Here is an 18,768-nt window from a genome sequence, read left to right on the forward strand (position 1 = left end):
GGTTAGAGGGTGCGACTCAATTGACATAAATAATCCCGGCCTCCAGCCCAAAGCGCAGGTACTCGTCCAGCGCCTGGTGCAGATTGGCCTCGCGCTGCGGCTGCTGGAGCAGGTTCCACACGCCCATCTCGGCGCCGTCTTCCGCGCCCTTGCGGATTTCCGGGGCGGTGCTCAGACGCAACTGGACGTAGGCCGGGTGACCGAAGCGGGTCGAGGTGAAAGCCGGCGTGACGCGCACGCTTTCCTGCTGCGCCAGCGCCGGGCTCAGCCCCTGGATCACCAGGTCCGGCTGGCAGCGGTAGCGCCGCGGCGTCTGCGACCCCGGGGGGACGTAGCAGAAGCGCACGCAGCCTTGTTGCTTGCGCACGATGGCCAGAGGTTGGCTGAACAGGCTGTTGCTCGCGGTCAGCCCCCCCGCCTTGGTGCTGCCCAGCACGGTGCACCGTTCCAGCTCGAGCAGGGTATCGGGGAGGTCGAAAACCAGCGCGTCGCCGTTGTCGAACACGCTATAACGCGCGCTGACGCCGGCAATGGCCTGGCTGACCTGCAGCGCGCCGCACAGGCAATGGCTCAGCCGGATGAGCAGGCCGCTGCCGCTACCGGCATGACGCATGCCCCCCTTGTCGGGACTCAGGCTGCAATGACGCAGCGTCACGACGGCGAGCGGACCGGACAGCGTCAAGGCGCCGTCGAGCAACAGGCCTGACAAGGTCAGGCGGGTGCTGGCGTTGCCTTGCAGGCTCCAGTCGCCCCGCAGCACCGGACGATGCCGGTTCTCCGCCTCGATGGCGAGGTGAGTATCCGGCAGGTTCAGCACCGGCGTCAGGCTTTCACTGGCGTCTCCCAGCAGACGGATCAGCGTGCGGCTGCCGGGCGCGAGCGCGGCGAGCGCCGCGGCCAGGCTGGGATGATCGCCCGGCACGCGCCAGATCACCTCGAACTCGGCCGGGTCCAGCAGGCCCTCGCTTTCATCGTCCTCGCGGCGCAGCGGCCGCCGGTCGTAGGGGCCGCCGCCGACATCTCCCGGAAAACCGTAGGCGTAGGCCACCTCGACCGTGCCGACCGTCTTGCCGGCGGGCAGCGCGATGCGTCCGAGCACCGGGTCGAAACCGACCAGGTAACGCCCCGGCGCATCGGGGAACGTGCGCGCGGGGCCGCCGCCACGGGGCAGCACGGCCAGTTGCGCAGGCGGGCGGCGCCAGTCGTCCGGGTCGCCGGGATTGACCTTGGCCAGCAAGGCCAGGTTGCACACCACCAGATGCTCGGGCGGCACTTCGCTGCCGTTCAGCCAGATCCGCAGTACCGGGCCACCCTCGTCCTCGGCAAAGTAGCGCGGCGACGGCGTTTCACCGTCGGCGATGGCCTGGCGCAGTGCGGTCAGCTCGGCGTGCAGCACGCGGCGTGACAGCGGTTCCGGCACGTGGATCGGCTGCGCCAGCTGGGTGATCTCGCTTTCGGTGCGGGGCCGGTTGTAGAGCACGCCGTCGGCGGTGCCGGCATCGTCCGCTACGCTGCGGCCCAGGGCATCGAAGTAGTAACGCCCGGCCTCGCCGCCGGCCGCGCGCGCGGTGGTCCGCTGCAAGGCGTAGGCCTGCAGGCGCCAGAGGTAAAGGCCGACGTTGGGAATGTTGTAGCGGCCGGCCGATAGCGGCCTGACCTCGGCACTGTGGGCACTGCGGTCGAACGGCCCGTCTACACGCTCCATGGCGATGGCATCGCGGATGTCCGGTGTGCGCTGATTGTGCAGGCGGCGATGGTTGAGATACTGGGTCGTGCCCAGCAGCTCGAAGAACTCCACCGCGCGCGCGCGCCAGCCGGTGCAGTCGAAGGCCAGTTGCTCCAGCACCGGCACGGTTCCCTTGCGCCGGCGCAGGCGCAGGGTGTTGGCCACCAAGCCACGTTGGCCGAAGGACTGGGTCCCCCCCACCGCGTACAGCCCCCGCACGCCGAGCAGGTCGCCGATGTAGGGGATCAGCCAGTCGTCGCAGGTCTCGATGAACCAGTTGTCGTACAGGGTCGCGATGTCCTGCTCGAGCAGGTTGCCCTGCTCCGCGATGATGTCCAGCAAGGCGCGCAACGGTCCGCCCTGCTCGGCGTCACGTTCGCGATAAAAGGCCGGCAGGCGCGACAGGAGAAATTCGGCATCGATGCTCATGCGCTCAGCTCCGTGAGAATGACGTCGTCCAGATCGACCAACAGCAGTTGCGCCGGCCGTATCTGCCCGTCCTGCCAGCGTGCGCCACGCGCCTCCAGGCGGCCGTCCGGGCCGGCCACGCTCACGCTGCCGCTGCCGTCGTGCCGCCGCAGACTGTCCAGATCGACCCGCTCCACCCCTGTCACCCGCTGCATCGTCGCGATGACTTCGCTGCCGCTGAGCGACTGGCCGTAACCGCGGGCGGCGAAACCGAAGGCATCGCCCAGCGCCGTCCGCACCGCCGCCAGCACGCGCGCGCTGTCCTGGTCCGCAGCGAGGCGCAGCTTGGCACTGAGGCCGAAGCTCAGCATCACTCCCGGCTCCAGACGCAGCGGCTGGTAGGCCGGGCGCACGGCGTCAATCGCATCGGCCAGATGGCGATACAGCGCCGAATCCGGAGCGATGTCCGCGCCGTCGCTGCCGATCACCGTCAGATGCACCAGCCGCTGCTCGCCATTCCAGAGCCAGACGGCCTGGGCCTTGCCGATGCCGGCGAAGGCGGCGGCAAAGTCCTCGAAGTCGCGCAGCGACACGATGCGCTCGAGCGTCAGCACCGTCAGCGGCGCGTTGCGCCGGGCGCGCTCGCCGCTCTCCGGATCGGTGCCGCCGCTGGCGGGCGCCGGGTTGATCACGGCCTTGACGCCCGGCGGACGGTTGAGCAGCAGGCTGATCTGCCCTGCCTTGAGATTGCCGGCGACGCCGATGCCGACACGGTAACGCGCCGCCACGTTCATCTGGCCGCTGGGCAGACGGCTGCCGTGAGCGCCATCGCCAAACTGCAGGGTCACGCTGCCGTCGTCGCCGTGCCGCACCAGATAGGCGCGATCGTCGCGCAGCAGCTCACCGATGCGCGGCGCCTCGCGCCAGCGCACGCCGTCCACCCGCACCTCCAGGCTGCTGGCGATACCGCTCGGGGTCGGCGCGCTGATGTAGGTCAGCGGCTTCTGGCGCAAGGTGAAGCGCTGGAAGGCGCTGCTGCCATCGCCGCTGCCGAGGATCTCGGGCTGGATCGCCATCTGCTTGCTATCGCCATGGCTGGCCGGAACGACATTGGCATTGATGCGCAGGGTCAGCGGTAGATAGCCATGCTGCAGGTCGGCCTCCAGCTCAAGCCGCGAGCGGCCGGCGATCGTGTCATTGCGGCGCAGGCACCGCACTTCCGACACCGCGACCAGTGCGCACGGCACAGCGTTCTCCGTCGGCAAAGCTGAGCGTGGCGCTGACCCCATCCTGCGCCAGTTCCAGCGCCGCCAACGCGGCACCGTCCAGCAGGCGCTGGCGCGCACGGGCATTGCCGTTCCAGTCGCTCAGAGTGTGGCCGGCAAAGGCCAGCCAGCGCCCGGCTTCGAGCTCGGGCTGGAGAGTAGCCAGGGTGACCAGATGGCCCTCGATGAAGCCGGAGATGGGCCGCGTCGCCCAGGGCAACGCCACCGCTTCGCCGAACACGCTGGTATCGCGCAGGCGTTCGTTGAACAGCTCGCGCAGGCGTTCGCCGCGCAGACTCAGACGAGTGCTCTTGCCACTCAGGGTGAAGGCGTTACGGGCATCCTCGCGGTTGTCCAGCACCTGATAGAGCTCCTGATACTCGGGAATCGCCAGCACCAGCCAGCTGCCGCTCACCAGCCTGGGGTAGCTGGCGTCCAGATGCACCGTATGCACGTCGCGCGGATAGAGGCTGGTCTGCGGAACGATCTGCTTGGCAATGCCAGGGCCGGACCAGCGCAGGGCGACCACGGCCGCGCCGGTGTTCTCGTAAAATTCCAGGCGGATGTCGACCTTGCGCCCGCCCTCAAGGTCGCCGAGCGTGGCGCTGTACTCGGTGGCAGCATGGTCGTTCCACTGGTCCACCAGCAGGTGGCCATCCACCCAGAGCCTGACGCCGTCATCGGCGGTGACGTAAAAGGTGTAGCTGCCGCTGGCGGGAATCTGCAGCCAGCCGGTCCAGCGCGCCGAAAAGGTATCGCTGGTGATGGCCGGGTCGGGACTGCCCGTTCCCCAGTTGAAATCGATGGAGGCATCGGTACGGCTCAGCTTGCGGCTGGCAAACCCCTTGCCCTCGAAATACTCGCCGTACAGGCCAGTGCCGCTGGCGAGACCGTCGGGCGGGTCGGAGATGTCCGCCAGGGTGAACCCCGGCCATTGCGGATGCTGGTCGATCGAGGTCGACTCCGGCGAATCCGACCCCCGGTAACTGGCCCGCAGACTGCGCGGCATGGCCTTCCAGTCCGGGGCCGCCCGGCCGAACAACGCGGCCTTGGTGCGCAGCGCGTAGCAGCGCGGATTCGTCTTGGCCGGCTCCACATGCGGAACGACCGAGCCGAACGGCTTGTCGAGGGTGACCACGGTATAGCCCGCCAGGGCGTCGGCGCTGGGCTCACTGGGCGGCACCACCTGCAGGCGCGCAACATGGCGGAAATCCCAGTTCTCGTTACCGGGATCGTTCTGCCGCTCGTCCCCCACCACCAGCACGGCGTCGCCCGGCTGCAGGCCGGTATTCTGCCCTTTCAGATAGAGCGTCCGTCCGCCCCAGTACGGCAGCACTGCCTCTTGGTTCAGCACCTCCAGCGCATTCCACGCCGCCCGCGCCTGCAGCGGCTCGAGCGTTTCGAACACCTGCGCCTGCTGATCCTGCTCGGGCACGCTCTGCGTCTTGCAGCCGGCATCGATGCGCGCTTCGGCCGGGGCGCCGGGCGCGGTTTCCAGGGTAAAGGCGAGGAAGGTGGAGGCGGCGACGCCTGGCCGCAACTCGTAGCCGATGGCCCGCCCCAGCTCCAGCACCGAGCGCCGTTCGGTGGCGGTGCGCAGGAAGCCCTCGTTGACGATGCGCTCCTGATAGAAGCTGAGCACGTCCAGCACCGCGGACCAGGCGTCCAGCAACGCCAGGGCAGGATCATCGGCCGCACGCGTGCCCAGTTCCTGCAGCACGGGATGGGCGCTCAGCCGGGTCAATTGGCTGGCACGAAATCGGCCGTGGGTACCGACCCGATAGCGCAATTCCGGCTGCCCGGGGGGATTGAGTTCGTCCACCGGGGTCTGCGCTTCAAGCCCGCTGCAGCAGCCACACCGTTCGCCGTCGCTCATAGCCCACCTCGCATGTTCAAGCGCAGCCGCCCGTTTTCGGGGAAGTTGGGGTCGTTGTCGAGTCGCAGCACCTCCAACGGTGCAAGCGCGATCAGGCCCTCCTCGCGCTCATTGCCGGCGGCCTTGCCCCAACGCTGGAAGCGCGGCACGTCGACCGACGCCACGCCGGCCACCCCCTGCACCGCTTCGATCAGCCGGGACAGCGCCAGCCCCTCGCCGAAGCTGAAGAAATCGGGATGGAAGAAACCTTGCCGGCCCTGCTCGTCCTGGCCGCGGCCAAGACGCTTGAGCAACGCCAGCTTGACCGCCGCGGCGAAGTAGCCGGGCAGCACGCAGACCGTCAGCTCGATATCCAGCGGCACGTACACCGGCTCGCTGAGGTCGAGGTCATAACCAGCCAGACGGAAGCGATCCAGGTGCTGCAACATGTCGTTCCGGAACGCCTCGTCCAGCGGCAGCCCGTCCTTGCGGTCGACACTGACGAACATGGTGTACCAGCTGCCGGTCCAACGCAGGCGAGCGGCGGCGCGCTGGACCTGGGGATGGCGTTCGGCGGCGCGGGCATAGTCGCTCTCGGTGACCGCGCGTTCCTGGGTGCGGAACGCCTCGGGGGCGTACAGCTTGATCGCATCGCCGCTTTCCGGCTCGGCCCCGCCCTCGGCCGGCAATGGGTTGCGCACGCGCTCGACGAACGGCGCGATGGCGACGTCGTCGCACACCAGGCGGGTGACGCTTTCCGCCCCGACATTGCCGTACACCCCGCCGCCCTGACGATAGCGGGCCAGCAGACGCATGCCGGCTTCCGGGCGCTGGCCGTAGCGGCCGTCGCCGAAGCGCAGGCTGGCGGTGCCGTCTGCCTCGTTCTCCACCACGAACTCCTGGGCAAAGCGGTCGCTGCCCAGCAGGTCGCGCTGCGGTCGCCACGGGGTGGCGTCGGGCAGCGGCTGGGTGCCATACAGGGCGTTATCGTCGGCACGCAGTTCCATGTCGGCAGGCAGGGCCTGGCGCGGCTCCTGACGCAGTGCGCGCTGCGCGGACCAGCCGGCCTTGAGTACCTCGTCGTGGGCATACGGTTCGGCATACGCCAGGCCGGGTTCGCGCAGACGCGGCCGGTAGCGCCCCTGCCCCGGCACCCGCTCCGGCAGCAAGGGTTCCCAGCCTCGCGTCAGGCCATGGTCGGCCAACACCACGTTGCCACGTGCCACGGCGACCGGATGCACCTCGCTGGCCCCACCCTGGATGATCTCGGCGCTGACGCACAGCGCAAATGGCAAGGCGTCCTCCTCGTGCCAGCGCACCAGTTGCAGCGCGGTGTTGGTCAGCGGATCTTGCCCGGGCTCCACGGCCACCAGGCGTACGGCATGACGATGGCCGGTATCGGCATCGGCAGTCCGTCCGGTGGTGGGGCTCAGCACCTCTTCCAGAATCAGCACCATCCCCTTTTGCAACGCCAGCTTGGGCTGGTCGACCAGCGCCGCCTCGGTACTCCCTTTGGTGAGACAGAAATTCGGGTCACCCCAGTTGTGGATGGCCATCTCGCTGTGCGCGGCCTGCAGCCGCAGCGCATGCAGGGTTTCGAACACCTGGGTGTCGCCGTCAGGCAGGGTGTCGAGAATCGACGACGGCACCACCGGCGCGGGGTCCTGGCCACGGGTGAGCATGGGGCTACGCGCTGGCAGCTCCTGGCCATCGGCCCCGGTCTTGACGCTCAGGGCCAGGTAGACGCGGCTGTTGCAACCGTCATGGATGGGGTAATCCAGCAGGCGGGCATGGCGCCGCAGCGACACGCGCCGACGCGCGGTTCCCAAATAGGCTTCGGTCGCCACGGCATCCTGGTAGTAGCTGAGCTGGTCGCCGACATGGGCGAGCATTTCCACCAGCGCCACCGAAAAATCGGCCGGGTTGCGCTCATGGAAACCGGGAATCAGTTGTCCCATGCGGTCGAGCATCAGCCTGCGGAAGCTGGCGTAGTCCTTGGCCAGGTAGTCCAGCAGCGGCTCCGGCGGCAGCGGTGGGGAACAGACATGCCCGTCGGCACAATCGAATTCCGAGGGGCATTGGGCCTTGAAAGTGAAGCGGATGCTCGACAGCACCGGGTCGAACCCGGACGGCACGTCGTCCGGCGAGGCCGGATTCACCAGGCTGAACAGGTACCAGGAGAAATCTCCCGGCTGGTCGACCTTCAGCTCGAGCACGTTGCCGTTCACATTCAGCCCGACGATGCGCACGTCGCGTACCCGCACCCCGCCTTCGATCCGGCAGTTGGCCAGGGTCAGGCCCGCCAGCGGGTGCACAAACACCACCTGCAGCGTCAGCTGATTCTTGCTGGCGATTTCCAGGTAGTCGATGCCGTTCAGGGTCGGCGGATCGAGATCGCGCAGCAACTGCAGGCGGCGCGGGTTGTCGGTGCGGAATTGCCGTTTCATGCCAGCCCCCTGCTGAACCGGGCCAGCTGCCGCTCGCGATCACGGCGCACAATGTACTGCACCGTCACGCTCAGACGCGCGTCCAGGCTCTCGACCTGCACCGCCTCCACTTCGATCAACTCGCCCAGCCACTGCTGCAGCGAACCCTGCACCGTCATCTGCACGGCGGCGGCCAGGGCGTCGTTGTTGGGGGCGAAGGCGAGCTGCAGCAGGCCGCAACCGAAGTCCGGGCGGTTGACCCTCTCGCCCGGCACCGTGAACAGCACCTGTTCGATCATGTCGCGGATATGGGCATCGTCATACACCTCGCGGCTGCGCCCGCGAGAATCGATGCCGAATGGAAAAGCCAGTGCCATGTCACACCCCCGAAACCCTGAGCTGCGTCACCGTGACCATCATCGGCGTACCGGTCGGCGTGCAGATCGAGGTGCTCGACTGCAGCAATACCGGCTGCCCGCCGGCGAACACCCGGGTAGCCCCCACCAGCCATTGCCCGGTAATGCAGGGGCCGTTGCCGGCGCTGGGCGGCGGCATGCTGCAGCCGGCGACGATGTAGGGCGCGGTGAGCGTGGTGACCGGCTGACCGGACACCAGCACGCGCGGAAACGGCGCGGTCGGCGTCGCCTGCCCGCCGTGGGCGCACATCACCGTGGCCCCAAGGTGCAAGAGAAAACCCGGCATCACTGCCTCCCCCCTGACGTGGCAAACCCAGTCGATCGGCACGAGCCGGCCAGCCCTCGCCCGGCACGATGCGGCGCGGATACGTCGGTGCCGTCCCCGGAGGGCTCCGGCCAGGACGCTGGCGCGTGCTCAAACGGCGCATTTCAGATCACCGTCAGGGCACCCTGGTTGATGTTCACCGTCGGGCCATTGAGCATGATGGTCGCCCCCTGGCCGTTGCTGATGGTGATGCCAACCTCGTTGATGGAAATCAGCGCTCCCGTGGTGCTCTTCAGCAGAATGCCGCCCGTCGGGCCGGGCAGATCGGACAGCATCAGCGTGTTCTGATTGCCGCTTTGCAAGACGAGGCTCGGCGACACCGGCAGGCCCGCCAGCGCCAGTGCCGGCACCTCGGCCGCACTGCCCCAGAAGCCGCCAACCCAGATCGGGTAGTCCTGGTCGCCCTGTTCGAACTCCACCCACACCCCGGCGCCGATCTGCGGCAACACGAACACCCCGCTTTGCTTGCCGGCAAAGGGCACGCAGGGCATCGCCCAGCTCGACAGGCCGACACCCAGCACATCGGGCACCTGCACCTGGACACGGCCCATCTGCATGGGGTCGATGTTGTTCAGCACCACGCCGCGATACTTGCCGTAGAACTTGCCTTCGCTCATACCGGAACCCTCGGAAGTGTGGAAATCAGGCCGTTGCGGGTCAGCGTGAAGCTCTGCTTGAACTCGCCCGCCTTGAAGGTGCTGCTGACGTTCTTCACGTAGTACAAACCGTCGAATGCCGGGCCGGCGCCCCGCACCCCGACGAGTTGGCGTGCCTTGAGCACGTTGCCGTAGCGCAGGACGTCGAGGGTGCCGGTGGCGGTGACCACGTCGGCGGAGCCGGCCGCTGCCGCCAGCCCCTTGGACAAGGCCGCCATGGGCGACAGCTTGGCGGTTTCCTTCATCAGGTTGATCGACTTCGGCAGCGGCGGCAGCAGCCCCAGCGGCGGGTTGGCCAGGCTGATGTCGGGAATCGGCAGCGGAATGGGAAACTTGGTCAAGGCGTTCTGGATGAACACGATCGGCAACGAGGCCTTGGTGTTGTCCACGGCGAAGGACAGCGATTCGACGTTGCTGTGGGCGTCCATGCCCAGATTGAGCGCCGGTTGCGGCACGCCCAGCTTGATCTCCGGCCCCCAGTAGGCGGTGTTCATGCCCGGCAACGGCCCGGGGTCGACATAGAACACGTAGCCGGCATCCTTGGCCAGCTTCTGCACATAGGCCAGGTCGGTGCCTTCGTGGGTGGGAATCTTGTCCACAGGGATGGGCACGTCGCTGAAGATCTGCGGGATGACCAGCGGCACCATGCCGAACATCGCATACTTGGCGACCACCAGCGCCACCCGTGCCTCGGCCGGCATGGCCGGGTAGGGAATGCCGTTGAACTCCTGCTGATCCATCGCCACCGAAAGGTCCTCCCCGGTAACGGTCAGGGTGCTCTGCCCCGGCTCGTTGGAGCCGCTGACCTCCTGCTTGGTGATCAGCCCGTCCATCATCACCAGCGGCAGGCTGTTCAGGGTGGCCACGATGAGGACCCGCAACCAGGGCACCCGGCCCCCGGTCAGCACCAGCAGGGTATGCAGCGGCGAGTTGTTCTCCAGCACGAAACTGATCTGGAAACCGCTGCGCGAGCCGGCCGCCGACGTCACCTGGACGCTCGCCAGGGCGTCCATCACCGGTTTCGGCACCGGTAGCGGAACCGCCGGGCCCGCCAGCAGGGAGAGATGGATGCCCTTAAGCATCGTTCATCCCCGGCATGCCTTCCGGCAGGGTCAGGCGTATGCGCCGCCCCAATTCCTCCAGCTCGCGCGGATGCAGGCTGCCGTTGGCGTCTGGCAGGCGCCAGAACTGCTCGGGATCGCCGAGCACGGTCGCCGCCATGAGGTCGATACGGTCACCCTCGACCACGCGGTACTCCTGCAGCGTCACAAAGCGCGCCGGATCGGGCACGAAGCGCCGCCGCAGGTAGACCCGCTTGCGGCCGTCGGCGTCGTACAGTTCGGCGGTATCGCAGCCGTAATAACGGCTGTTGGGTGGGAACCGGTCACTCATTCGCGAACACCTCCATGCCAAGTCCTGCACGCTGTGCTGCGCCGTCCGCCCCTTGTGGGGAGCGGCTCGCGCCTCTAATCTGTCTGCATCGCCGTATCACCTGCATGCCCTGCCCGCCTCAGAACAGGCTGTTCAGGCCCAGGCTCGCCAGCGTTGAGCTGGATGCCTTGGCCGCCAGCCGCTCCCGGCTCTGGTGGTAGACCATGTACAAGTGCCCGCCCTTGTCACCGAAACCGAGGTCGTTGACATTGAGCACACGCATGCCGAGCGTGATGCGGGCGCGGATCGGGTTGAGCTGGGTGTCGAACGCCTCTTCGACGATGGCAAAGTCGGTGATGCGCACGGGCACCACGCGCTCCTTGCTCCACACGAACAGCGGCAGCGGTGCCTGCACCGGGATGATTTCCAGCGTGCCCGCGTTGGCCATCTGGTTGTTGCGGATCAGGGCACCGCTCTCCGGGTAGACGATGGTTTCCAGCGCTGCCAGTTGCGGGTGGATGCCCACCTCGACCACGGTGCGATGCTGGTCGGGAAACTCCAGTTGGTCGGTGGCATCGATCTCGGCGTCCAGCTTGATGGTTTCCACCGGCGGTCCTTTGAGCCGCAGCGGCTCGCTGTGTGCCGCGCTGCCGCCCGTGCTCTGCGGCTGCAGGCTGCGGGTCAGCAGGTCGGGGTTGTACTGCAGCGCGATCACCCGCTGCACCGTGCCGCTGGACGGGTCGATCAGGATCAGCCCCCCTTGAGCAACTTCGGTGAATTCGTTAATCCGGTCATGGCGTGGTCCTCATCGCGCGCCTAATCGCCCTTGACCGAGCACAAGCCGGTTTCTTTCGAACCGGCCTCGCGCTCGTCGCTCTTGTTGGCGTCGCCAAACAGGCTGGACAACATCCTGGATGGATCAAGCTTCAGTTCCGACGGCTCCGGCTTGATGTCGGAGAGGCGCGGCATCCGGAAGCCTTCGACGCTGTCGTAATGCAGAGGCAGGCGCACCCCGAGCCCCAGGCCGGTGTCAAACTTGCCGCCCAACAACTCCCAGCTCTTTTCGGTACGCACCTTGAAGCGCCATACGCCGGCCTCGGCATATACCCGGGCGCAAAGCGCGGCCGCCAAGACCACGTTGCCACCGATATAGGCGCTGGCATCGACGCTGAACTTGTCCTTGCTGTAGGCAATCTCGCTCGACAGCTCCGCCTTTCCCTCCAGACCGGCCTTGGCGGAGACGTTGAGGCCGCCGCCGACTTCCGCGATATAGGCGTCGATGACCACGTCGGCACCGATCCTGCCGGTGATACCACCGCCCGCCGGGATGCTGGCCTTGGCCTGTAGAGTGAAGCTGAAGTCGGGGTTGTCCTCGAACGGGCTGAACTTGACCGTTGCCTTGACCCCGGTAAGGACACCGGGGCCGACGTAGTAGTAGTACCCGAGGCTGCCCCAGAGCTTGACCTTGAGGCCGATGTTGCCGATCGAGGCGCCGGGAATGGGGATGCTGCCGGAGGCCTGGAAGATAGTGTGGTCTTCCTGCTTCTCGGGGAAACGTCCAAAGAGCTTGATGTCCGGAAAACTCAGTTCACCATCGAAGGTGATCTTCTGGTGCTCGTCGATGGTGATGCCGGCGGTCGCCACCAGATCCTTCTTGATCTCGTAGGAGAGCCGGCCCTTGCCGCTGATCTTCTCGTTGGGGTGCAGCTCGACGACGATATTGCCCTTGGCCTTGCCCTTGTCGATCTTGATGTCGCCCTTGCCGTACACCTTTTCCTTGCCACCCTTGTTCTCGTAGGTGGCATCCACCGTGCCGTCGAGGCCGGAGAAGGCGAAGCCGGCCGGCCCTTGGCGATGAACAGCTCCCCGTCGTACCAGAGGCTGGCCTGGATCGGTTTCAGGTAGGGATTCTTGACCTTGATCCGGCCCCGCCCCTGGAACACCCATTTGCTCGCGGTGTAGTTCAGCTCCAGGGTGGCCTCGTTGTTGCCCGGGAGTTCCAGGTTGACCTTGCCGCTGGCGTCGATCTTGCCGGCCTTGAACCAGACGTCGACCGAGCCGCTCTTCACGTAGGGTATCTTGCCGGCCATTTGGCCGGATTCGATGTGCGCCCCGCCGCTCCACTCGCCCCCCTGGTACTTGACCTCGCCCTTGGCCCGATCGATTCCGGGCAGGTAGACCAGCAAATCGCCCTTGAGCACCAGGCCGGCGTCGTCAGCCGAGGCGGTGAGCTTGAGATCGGCCAGTTTTTCCCGCGCCGAACTCCAGCGCCAGCGTGCCCACCGGCTTGAACACCGGCGCCAATTCAAGGGCGATGCTCGCCTCGGTAACCTTCACGCCAGGGAACGGCGGCTTGATCTTGTCCTTGTCGATGCCCTTGGTGACACGGAAACTGTTGGCGTCCATCGCCACGTTGAGCGTCGGCAAGAGCGGGATGCTCGGCTTGATGGTGCCCTCGGCGCTGATGCCGGTGGAATCGACGGTCAGGCTGGTGAACTGGCCGGGGCTCAACTTGGTGTATTCGAACTTGATCGGCGCGCTCGGCTTGCCCTTCGGCAGCAACAGCGCGCCGTCCGGACCGATGCCGAGCAGCAGGTCCCCGCCCTTGGTATTGGGCTTGAGATGCATGATTTCGCCATCGATGCTGGCGCGGATCTTGTCCCGCCCCTTGCCCTTGCCATCGCGCTCGAAACTGACCAGGGTCAGACCCTTGATGCTGCCGGCGGCCGACTTGTTTTCGGCATAGGGCGAGCCCGCCAGCGGGATCGACTTGCTCTTGTCCGCCGGCAACTTGAGCTTCACCGGGTTGCCCAGGATGATCAGGTCGTAGTCCACCACCACGGCACCACTGGCCGCCGTGATCGAGGGGTCGTTGAAGCGTTGTCCCAATTGGCAGCACAGCGAGCACTTCGGGCTGCCCTGCATCACCGCGCCCTTGAAGGACAGCGACACCCGCTTGGGCCGCTTGTTGCCCAGCGCAGTCTTGGCGTCATCGAAAGCGGCGCTGGCCAGGTAGCGCAATTGCTGTTGTATCAGGTTGCCGCTGGAGCCGTTGTCCACCTTGTCCAGCACCTGCAGGTTGTCAGCGTTGTTGTCTCCGCCGACCTGCAGTTCCTGGATGTGGTCGATTTCGCAGGTCGGACCATTGGGGATTTTGGGGAACGTCGACTCGCCCCCGACCTCCTTCCAGCGCTTGTGGGCCTCCTTGCCCAGCTTGTAGCCATACTTCGACAACCAGGTGCGCTGCAGGGTATCCGTGGGGTCGCGCGGGATATTCTTGTACGGTTTGGGGACGCCGCCGGCCCACTCGAACACCGCCGTCAACGGCCGGTACGGCTTGTTGCATAAGGCCAGCGCGTACGGGCCCTTCTGCGCCGGCAGCACCAGCTTCTCGACCTCGTAGTCGGCCTGGGTCTTGCTCACCGAGCCCGACACCTGTACCGGCACCTCGCTGCTGGTGAGGCTGAAGCTGCGGTTGTAGGTGGAGGTTTCGTACTCGGCGGTGAAGCCCGGTGCCGGGTCCTTTTCTTCGGCGGCGGGAGTGGCCCCTGCCGGCGTGGCGGCCGGCGCCGGCGGCGTGACAGTCGGCGTGACAGTCGGCGTGACAGTCGGCGTGGCCGGCTTGCGCGACAGGCGCGGACCACCCTGGCTGAGTACGCCATTGGGCAGCGGCTGCCCGCTCATCACCCGGTCGGCCGCAAAATCGGCCTCGCGTTCCAGGCGTTGGTAATCAGGTCCCTGGTCGGCCAGGTTGCTGATGCCGGCGCGCTGCAGGCCCTGCTGCTGCACGGTGTGCGCCAGCTCGTGAGCCAGCAGATGGCGGCCGCTCTCGCTGTGGGGCTGGTACTGCCCATCGGCGAAGACGATGTTTTGCCCCACGGTGTAGGCGTGGGCGTCGACATCGCGCGCGGAAGCGGCGGCGGCGCTGTCGTCGTGGATACGCACAGAGCCAAAGTCGCTGCCGAAACGGTCTTCCATGAAGTGCCGGGTATCGGCATCCAGCGGCCGCCCCGTGCGCTCCAGGGTGGTCCCGACCGAAGCCGGCAGCCCCGTCTGCGGCGTCACCGGGCGACTGGCATGGCGCTGCAGCTGATGCTGGGCCGCGCAGGTTTCGCATTCGCCACTGCCGCCGGCATTGGCACCGCAGGCGCACTTGCGCTGCAGCAGGCCACGCGCCGGCGCCTTGCTGGCGGGCGGCTCGCGCTCGGCTTGCGGCGTCAGTACGTGTTCGGCCATGGCGGTCAGTCTCCCAACTGCTGGGCTATCAGCCGTGCCAGCCGCCGCCCGGTGAGTTCCGGTCGCTCGCCAGCGTGGCGACGAAAACGCGCAATCTGCAGCCGATCGGCCTGGAACCCCTGCGCCGCCAGCGGTTGCGCCGCCAGCAGGCGGCCCAGTTCGCGCTTGAGGGCCTCGGCCAGCCGGGTGCCATCGCGCAAGGAATACCCCGGCAAGGCCAGGCTGCCGATGTGCAGGTTGATCGCCGGCGCGACTGGCTTCGTTGCGCCTTTCATAGCCAATCCCCCACCTCGGCAGCCGACAGCGGTTTCTCGAGCTTGGCGAATTCGCTTTCGGCAGCGGTACGCAAGTGACGCATGGCGATGGCGGTGTCCTCGTCGGCGGCAAGGAAGGCCGCATTCAACGCCAGGTTGCGGATATGCCCTCCGGACAGGGACAGCCGTGCCAGTTTGCCCAGATCGAGGTCGGCCACCGGCGTGTTCGACGGAAACACCCGCGCCCAGATGGCGCTGCGGGCAGCGGCGTCCGGGAACGGAAATGGCACGATGAACCGCATGCGCCGCTGGAACGCGGTGTCGATGGCTTGCTTGAGGTTGCTGGTGAGAATCGCCAGGCCGTGGTAGGTCTCGATGCGTTGCAGCAGGTAGCTCACTTCCAGGTTGGCGTAGCGGTCATGGCTGTCGCGGACTTCGCTGCGCTTGCCGAACAGCGCATCGGCTTCGTCGAAGAGCAGGATGGCGCCGCTGCGCTCGGCGACGGAAAACACCCGCGCCAGGTTCTTCTCCGTCTCGCCGATGTACTTGCTGACCAGCGCCGCCAGGTCGATGCGGAACAGATCGAGCCGCAATTCGTTGGCGAGCACTTCGGCGGCCAGGGTCTTGCCGGTACCGCTGCCGCCGACAAACAATGCGCTGATGCCAAGCCCGCGCGTGCTGCACTCGGCGAAGCCCCACTCGCGGTACACGCGGGTGCGCTGGCGCACCTGAGCGGCGAGGGTGCGCAACATGGTGATGGCCGACTCCGGCAGCACCAGATCGTCCCACCCCGCCTGCGACTCGACGCGTGTCGCCAGCTGCTCAAGGTCGTGACGTGCCTCTCTGCGACAGGCATCCCACAGCTGCTCGCCCCCCAGCTCTGGCGCGCCCTCCCAATTTGAGGCGATACGCACGATGACGTTGGCCGAAAGATGGAACTGCTCGGCGATGTGGCCGAGACGACCGTTCAGCCCCTCGCCTCTCTCCCCCAGCGCCTGCTGCCAGACCGCGAGGCGGCTGGCCGTATCACCGCCGTGCCAGTCGACGCGCCATTGAGGGCGGCGCAACGTCAGGTTGCCGTCGCCGCTGACCAGGATCAGCCCCTGCAGTCCCTCGATGAAGTCCCCCAGCCGCTGCGCCTGAGCAGGCTCGGGCCGCTCCAGTTCGACCCAGAGCAAGGCGTTGTGCAGCAAGGCTTCGCGCTCCCAGAGGCGCGCCAGCAGCTCGCGCTCCTGTTGCGCGGCAGGCAACTCGCGCGCCTGCAGACGGTACAGCCGCAGCTTGAGTTGCGCCGCCAGTGACTTGGCGAAAGTCTCTCCGTCACACTCTTCGAAACGGGCGACCACAGTCGTCGCCAGACTCGGGGCGCCCTGCCAGTGTTCGGCAAGCCGGGCGATCTCGGGGTCGAAGCGGGTGTCCGCGCTCGCCTCAACAGGCCGGAACCAGGGCTCCAGCCGTGGGTCCGGGTAGCTCAGCCCCACCACCTGATGCAGGATCGACTCGTCCACCACCAGTCTTGCCTGCAACGGCCCGCCACTGCCGGCCAGTTCCAGCAGGCGCCAGCGCCGCAGACGACCGACCGGCGTGGCGGCCGCCCAATCCGGTTTGGGCAGCAGAGCCAGCGCCAGCTCGAAACTCAGCCAGGGTTTGTTCTCGTCGCCCTGCGCCTGGGCCAGCAGGGTGCGAAAGCGCACATCGAGCTCGGTAGCCACAGCCAGCAGCAGGACGTCCTGCTCGAAACGGTTCAGTTCCAGGCGCTGGGACAAACTGGCCAGCGCCGGCGGCGTTTCGAGGTAGGTGCCGTACGGGGTGGGCTGACCGGAAAGCGCACGCGCCAGGTAGTCGGCAAAGGCGTCCAGCGCGGAGGCGAGCCGGCGCCGATTAGTTGCCAGATCACGACGCGAGCTCATGGCAGCACCTCCGGCCCGCTGAAGCGCCCGTCCGGCCCCAGCACCAGCGGGCTGGTTCCCGCATCCACCTGGACCCGGGCAAGGTAACTGCCCTGGGCCACGTTGCGGTAATCGACAGTGACCTCGGCCGTGCTCTCGGCGGGCGCAACGATGCCGTTTCCCTCGCGCGCGGCAAAGCTGTAGGCGCGTGCCGGCCGGTTGAGCGGCGGGCTCTTCTCGTTGAGCAGCAGGCGGACGCGCTGACGGCTGCCGATACGCGGCACACAGCCGATCTTGATCGTGCCGCTGCGGTAGGTGACGCCGTCCACGACCGTGCTGGTAGCACCGGGCTGGACGGCGAAGCTCGCCTCGGGATTGAGGACGAAGGCGGCCAGATTGGATTCCTGCCCGCCGTGCACCTGTGGCGGCTGCCCCATCCACTGCGGGTGGATCAGTTGCACGGTGCAGACCCCGGCGCGCAGCATATCCGGAATGGCGGGAGGGTTGGGCGGATCGGGCAACAGAAAGCCAAACGCCAGTTCATCCGCTCCCAGGCTCTGCACGCCCCCGGCAAATTCCTGACCATTGAGCAGCAGGCTGAGCGACGGCACGGCAAGGTTGACGCCGCCGATCCGCACCATGCCGCTGGGCACGATAGGCATAGAGGCTCCGGCGCTGGATTCGACCCGATCGAGACGAGGCGCCCGCAACGGCACCACGTAGAGGTTGCGGGCCAGAACCGGCAGCGGGCGACGCACGCTCTGCGGCGACTGCATCAGCACCACGCTGACGAGGTAGGCGGCACTCGGCCGTGCCGGCGTCTGCAAGGCCGCCCAGATGCGCGAAATCTCATCCGTGGTGTGATTCAGTGGCGTGATGCGCAGCTGTTCCAGCTGGTCGGCCAGCCCGGCCAGTTCCAGCTCCTGCGGCAGGTTGGGCTTGCTGGCCGCCGGCTTGAGCGCATCGCGGATCGCCGCGCGGCCCAGGGCGGGGGTATCGTGCAGGATTTGCATGGCGGCCCCCAGCATGATTTCGGCGTGGAAGTCGGCCACCCCGTAAGCCGAGAGCAGAAAGTGCAGGTCGAGTGCCAGGGCCGGGTTGGCGATGCGTTCGCCGCGTCCGTCGCGGCTTGGCAGATCGAGGTTGGCCCAGCCGGGATTGCGCGTCTGGTTGTACAAGAAAATGTTGAGCTGGCTGGAGCCGCTGTCCGACGCGATGCGTTCGGGCGGGATGCAGGTGACGGGGACGGCATTGGCCCCCAGAACATCGTCCAGCTTGAGCGCAGCGAAACCGCTCTGCAGCACCTGCTGCAATACGGCGGCAGTGGCGGCGACCCCGAGCGCGTTGCTCATTCTCGCCCTCCCCGGCCACGCCCGGCGTTGTTGCGCTCCTGCAGATACGCCTCGAGGGACTGCACCACCGGCTGCCGCGGCGCATTGTCATGACGCGGTACAGCGGCTGGCTCCGCCGGCAGCACCTCGATACGGCCAATGTTGATTTCCACTCGAGGTGCCCCCAGCTGCGGCGCGGGCACGGCAGCATGCTCAGACCGCGACGGAGCGGCCGATGGCGCCACCGGCGGGTAGCCGTGCGGCTCTACCAAAGTCAGGCGCTCCACCCGCTGTTCGAGCGTGTGTTCCACCGTGTCCCGGTGCTCGATTCTCTCGTGGTGCACGTCGAGTCGCTCATGCACCCGGTGCTCCACCGGCTCGCTCGCCAGAGGTTCCAGTCGTGGCGCCACCACAACGCCAGGCAGCGCCGGCTCGGATGGGAGCGCTACTGGCTGCGTGAGCGGTGGTGCCTCCTCGACTCGCGCAGAGACTGTCTCGATCGGCCACCGTGGCACCGCAGGAGGCAGAGGGTTCCGCCCTTCGCGGGGCTCGCCTGGTGACGGCGTTTCCATATCCAGAACCGGTTCCGTCTCGGGCCTCAGCGGGGCGG

The 18,768-nt window shown here is 67.2% G+C and carries 16 protein-coding genes; all 16 read right to left on the minus strand.

Annotated features, from left to right (window positions below; genetic code table 11):
• Window positions 1-16 precede the first annotated feature (16 nt).
• The 16 genes from ABKF58_RS17135 to ABKF58_RS17210 all read right to left on the minus strand — a co-directional run bounded on the left by ABKF58_RS17135 (window position 17) and on the right by ABKF58_RS17210 (window position 18,502).
• Window positions 17-2,155 carry a hypothetical protein gene (locus ABKF58_RS17135; protein ID WP_482582279.1) on the minus strand — a complete coding sequence of 713 codons (2,139 nt, stop codon included), beginning with the start codon at window positions 2,153-2,155 and terminating at the stop codon, window positions 17-19.
• Window positions 2,152-3,381 (minus strand): putative baseplate assembly protein, encoded by a 1,230-nt coding sequence (locus ABKF58_RS17140; RefSeq protein ID WP_482582280.1) that lies wholly within the window; start codon window positions 3,379-3,381, stop codon window positions 2,152-2,154. Before ABKF58_RS17140 ends, ABKF58_RS17135 begins: the two co-directional genes overlap by 4 nt.
• A complete protein-coding gene (locus ABKF58_RS17145; protein WP_482582282.1) occupies window positions 3,329-5,275 on the minus strand; it encodes a PA14 domain-containing protein in 1,947 nt (648 codons plus the stop codon). The genes ABKF58_RS17140 and ABKF58_RS17145 overlap by 53 nt, the downstream gene beginning before the upstream one ends.
• Window positions 5,272-7,701, minus strand: a complete 2,430-nt coding sequence (locus ABKF58_RS17150) for a putative baseplate assembly protein (protein ID WP_482582284.1) — start codon at window positions 7,699-7,701, stop codon at window positions 5,272-5,274. Before ABKF58_RS17150 ends, ABKF58_RS17145 begins: the two co-directional genes overlap by 4 nt.
• Window positions 7,698-8,057 carry a GPW/gp25 family protein gene (locus ABKF58_RS17155; RefSeq protein ID WP_014086944.1) on the minus strand — a complete coding sequence of 120 codons (360 nt, stop codon included), beginning with the start codon at window positions 8,055-8,057 and terminating at the stop codon, window positions 7,698-7,700. Before ABKF58_RS17155 ends, ABKF58_RS17150 begins: the two co-directional genes overlap by 4 nt.
• Window position 8,058: 1 nt before the next feature.
• A complete protein-coding gene (locus ABKF58_RS17160; protein WP_482582285.1) occupies window positions 8,059-8,382 on the minus strand; it encodes a hypothetical protein in 324 nt (107 codons plus the stop codon).
• 143 nt (window positions 8,383-8,525) lie between these two features.
• Window positions 8,526-9,038, minus strand: a complete 513-nt coding sequence (locus tag ABKF58_RS17165) for a phage baseplate assembly protein V (RefSeq protein WP_008953983.1) — start codon at window positions 9,036-9,038, stop codon at window positions 8,526-8,528.
• A complete protein-coding gene (locus ABKF58_RS17170) occupies window positions 9,035-10,159 on the minus strand; it encodes a hypothetical protein (protein ID WP_294863906.1) in 1,125 nt (374 codons plus the stop codon). The genes ABKF58_RS17165 and ABKF58_RS17170 overlap by 4 nt, the downstream gene beginning before the upstream one ends.
• Window positions 10,152-10,469, minus strand: coding sequence for a hypothetical protein (locus ABKF58_RS17175; protein WP_008953981.1), 318 nt, complete (start codon window positions 10,467-10,469; stop codon window positions 10,152-10,154). The genes ABKF58_RS17170 and ABKF58_RS17175 overlap by 8 nt, the downstream gene beginning before the upstream one ends.
• Window positions 10,470-10,587: 118 nt before the next feature.
• Window positions 10,588-11,163: a hypothetical protein gene (locus tag ABKF58_RS17180; protein WP_482582288.1), complete on the minus strand. Its 576-nt coding sequence runs from the start codon at window positions 11,161-11,163 to the stop codon at window positions 10,588-10,590.
• A 101-nt stretch (window positions 11,164-11,264) separates the two neighbouring features.
• Window positions 11,265-12,257 (minus strand): hypothetical protein, encoded by a 993-nt coding sequence (locus tag ABKF58_RS17185; RefSeq protein WP_482582290.1) that lies wholly within the window; start codon window positions 12,255-12,257, stop codon window positions 11,265-11,267.
• A 405-nt stretch (window positions 12,258-12,662) separates the two neighbouring features.
• A complete protein-coding gene (locus tag ABKF58_RS17190) occupies window positions 12,663-14,684 on the minus strand; it encodes an eCIS core domain-containing protein (protein ID WP_482582292.1) in 2,022 nt (673 codons plus the stop codon).
• Window positions 14,685-14,689: 5 nt separating this feature from the next.
• Window positions 14,690-14,959 carry a hypothetical protein gene (locus tag ABKF58_RS17195; RefSeq protein ID WP_482582293.1) on the minus strand — a complete coding sequence of 90 codons (270 nt, stop codon included), beginning with the start codon at window positions 14,957-14,959 and terminating at the stop codon, window positions 14,690-14,692.
• A complete protein-coding gene (locus ABKF58_RS17200; RefSeq protein WP_482582294.1) occupies window positions 14,956-16,848 on the minus strand; it encodes an ATP-binding protein in 1,893 nt (630 codons plus the stop codon). Before ABKF58_RS17200 ends, ABKF58_RS17195 begins: the two co-directional genes overlap by 4 nt.
• A complete protein-coding gene (locus ABKF58_RS17205) occupies window positions 16,845-18,179 on the minus strand; it encodes a Pvc16 family protein (RefSeq protein ID WP_482582296.1) in 1,335 nt (444 codons plus the stop codon). Before ABKF58_RS17205 ends, ABKF58_RS17200 begins: the two co-directional genes overlap by 4 nt.
• Entirely contained in the window at window positions 18,176-18,502 is a 327-nt protein-coding gene (locus ABKF58_RS17210; RefSeq protein ID WP_482582298.1) for a hypothetical protein, read from the minus strand. Before ABKF58_RS17210 ends, ABKF58_RS17205 begins: the two co-directional genes overlap by 4 nt.
• Between the last annotated feature and the right edge of the window lie 266 nt (window positions 18,503-18,768).

The sequence above is a fragment of the Pseudogulbenkiania sp. AW2-16 genome (assembly GCF_056824575.1).